Here is a 3048-nt window from a genome sequence, read left to right as displayed (position 1 = left end):
GAACCTGTTGTTGAGCCTAGAGTAAATGATTCTCAATTATTAACTCAGATTGATGACCCGCGTATCCTGTTGCGCTGTCCGCCACAAGATTTGATAGGTGAGTGGACACCTGAAAAATGGGATTACTGGTTGCAAACGGTACGTGAGGCTGGTGATTTGGCGCAGGATGAATTGGCACTTGCGCGTCAGGGTATGATGACAGGTAGCTGCAATGATAAAGCAGTCTTTGTCACAGCAGTGGATAGTAAGCATTTGCAGGCGACATTCGAGCAGCTAGCAGCAAAGATGCAGCTAGAGTTTCCTGATGCAACTATTAGCCTACAAATTGATAGCAGTATCATGCAGGCTGATGATAAAACGCCTGAGCGCCGTCAACAAAAACGCCTCATTGAAGCAAAGACAGTAGCAGAGTCAAAGCTACTTAATACGCCAGTCATGCAATACTTGACTGAACGCGGTGAAGGGAAGATGGGCAAAGTTCAGTTATATTAAACAGTCATTAATTTATTGAGTGCTGCATGACATAAAGTAGAGTGTCATCAAAGCCATTTTATTTATTAGAGTATCAAGGCGATATTGATTTATCACCTTGATATTTTTACTTTTATTGGTTGGTAAAGATTTATGTCTCACTATAAAACTAAGATTAAAAAACTGTAAGATTGATTATAATCGGCTATAATGGTTAAGTTATATTAACAACTAAAAAGCAGCTTGGATGAAAATATGTTAGATAATTTACGTGGTATGGCTGTGTTTGCCAGTGTGGTTGGACACGGCTCTTTTAGTGGTTCGGCTCGTGAACTGGGTATTACCACCAGTGCCGTCAGTCAACAAATACGCTCTTTGGAGAACGAATTGGGTGTAGTGTTATTACATCGCTCAACTCGTAAGCTAAGCTTAACAGAAGCGGGTGCTAGCTTTTATGAAGCGGCAAAGGACGTAGTAAGTGCCGCTGAACAAGGGCGTATAAAGGTCAATCAATTACGTGATGAGCTCGCCGGTAGTTTGCGTATTGCAACGACGCCAGAGCTTGGTGTGCACCATATTTTGCCTGCGCTATCGACTTGGATGTCAGCGCATGATGATCTTAGCATTACTTATTTCGCCGATAATAATTATATTGATATGATTGATGAGCGCATCGACATTGCGGTACGTATGAGCCCGAATATCAATGACTCAACCGTAAGTACTCATCCATTATCTGATGTGCGTCAAATTTTGGTTGCGTCACCGCAGTATTTACGTCAGAACAAAAAAATTGAAACGCCGAAAGATTTGGCAGACCATCAGCTTATCTGTATTGATATTATGAAAGATGCGAATAATGTTGAGCTTACCCAGACTGAAACAGGCAAAAAAACGCGTATAAAAATGAACTCGCGTATCCATACCAATAATGTCTTTATGGCCATGACTTTAGCCAAAGAAGGTCACGGGATACTTAGAATGATGGAAATGGATGTCAAAAAAGAACTAGAAGCTGGTAATTTAGTTGAAGTTTTGACCGGCTACCAGATGCCAAGTTTCGTGCTCTATGCTGTTACCTTAAACCGTGATCAACAGCCCGCAAAAATCACGCGTTGTTTAGAGGTATTAAAAAAATACTTTCATGCAAACTAACGCTCCATTCATCTAAGTACCAGTATAACTAATTGATTAGAAACGTTAAAAAGCCTATAGATAGATTGTCTATAGGCTTTTTTTTCTATGATATATAGTCAGTTCAAAATAAAAGAGATACGTTAAAGGTAGCGTTCTGCTGGTATAAATTTTCCTCGCTTGCTGTGTACTTTGCACTCCAGAGGCTTCGAAAAACTCATCCCAGCAGTACTGTGTTCTTTTTAAATTGAATATACCATATAGTTAACTAGTCGTCTAAAACGATGGTTTCAATAAGTTAACAAGGCGCTCGACTACTTGTGAGCTTTCATCACGGCTCATATTGAGCGGTGGTAGCAGACGAATGACATGACCACCAGTGACATTGATAATAAGCTTTTGCTCATCACGGGCGCGATCGACCAATTTGCTACAGTCCATATCTTTAGGCAAGGCAATCCCAATCATCATCCCAGCGCCGCGACTGCTGACGCCATGTTGTCCAAGCGCATCAATCATACTATCACGAATAAATTGTCCTTCAGTGACCGCATTTTGCATAATATTGCTGTTAGCTAATACATCGTATACGCTATGTACCACGCGACTGGCTAACGGTGTGCCACCATAGGTTGAGCCATGACTACCAGCACCAAACAAGCCATTAGCGCGCCCACGTACCATACAGGCACCAACAGGGAATCCATTACCTAAGCCTTTAGCGGTCGTTAGTACATCAGGGCGTGCATTACTATGCTGATAAGCAAAGTATTTACCAGTACGTCCATTACCGGTTTGCACTTCATCGAGCATAAACAGCCAATTATGAGTGTCGCATACGGCTTGTATCTGCTCAAGATAAGTAAAACCATTTGCTGCGGTATTGAGCCCGCCTTCACCTTGAATAGGCTCTACAAATACCGCGCAAATATCTTCATGGTCATGAGCTGCTTGTTCAATAGCGGCAATATCGCCAAATGGCACACGGATAAAATCTTCATCTAAGGTATAAAAACCTTCGCGCGCTTTAGGGTTTGCCGTAGCGGATAACGACAGCAAGGTACGACCGTGGAAAGATTGCTCCATCACAATGACTTTTGGACGCTTAAAACCCTGTTGATACGCGTATAGACGCGCCAATTTCAATGCTGCCTCATTTGCTTCAGCACCACTATTGGCAAAAAACACACTGTCCATTTGCGCGGCATTACATAACGCTTCACCAGCACGCTCTTGCCAGTCGATACCAAATAAATTACTGGTATGAACCAGTGTTGCTGCCTGCTGTTGAATAGCTTCGGTTACTTGTGGGTGGCAATGTCCTAAACCACATACCGCGATACCAGTCAATGCATCTAAATAAGGCGTCTCATCTTGAGTATATAGCCAGCTTCCTGAGCCGCGGATAAAACTAATAGGTTGACGAAGATAGGTGGGCATCAG

The 3048-nt window shown here is 42.5% G+C and carries 2 protein-coding genes and 1 pseudogene; 2 read left to right on the top strand and 1 reads right to left on the bottom strand.

Going from position 1 to position 3048, the window contains the following annotated elements; translation table 11 throughout:
• Together VLN09_RS10460 and VLN09_RS10455 are read left to right on the top strand one after the other, a co-directional pair.
• Nucleotides 1–492 (top strand): annotated as a pseudogene (locus VLN09_RS10460) (DNA polymerase III subunit gamma/tau); the annotation flags it as partial.
• A 234-nt stretch (nt 493–726) separates the two neighbouring features.
• Complete coding sequence (locus tag VLN09_RS10455) at nt 727–1626, top strand: LysR family transcriptional regulator (RefSeq protein WP_325246277.1); 900 nt, start codon at nt 727–729, stop codon at nt 1624–1626.
• A gap of 255 nt (nt 1627–1881) precedes the next feature.
• On the opposite strand, the gene VLN09_RS10450 is transcribed toward VLN09_RS10455, so the two are convergent.
• A partial coding sequence (locus tag VLN09_RS10450) for an aspartate aminotransferase family protein (protein ID WP_325246275.1) occupies nt 1882–3048 on the bottom strand: 1167 nt, incomplete at its 5' end.

The organism is Psychrobacter sp., assembly GCF_035469765.1.
Lineage (GTDB): Bacteria > Pseudomonadota > Gammaproteobacteria > Pseudomonadales > Moraxellaceae > Psychrobacter.
Note: the sequence above shows the minus strand (reverse complement) of the source record. Positions and strands in the feature narration are given on the sequence as shown.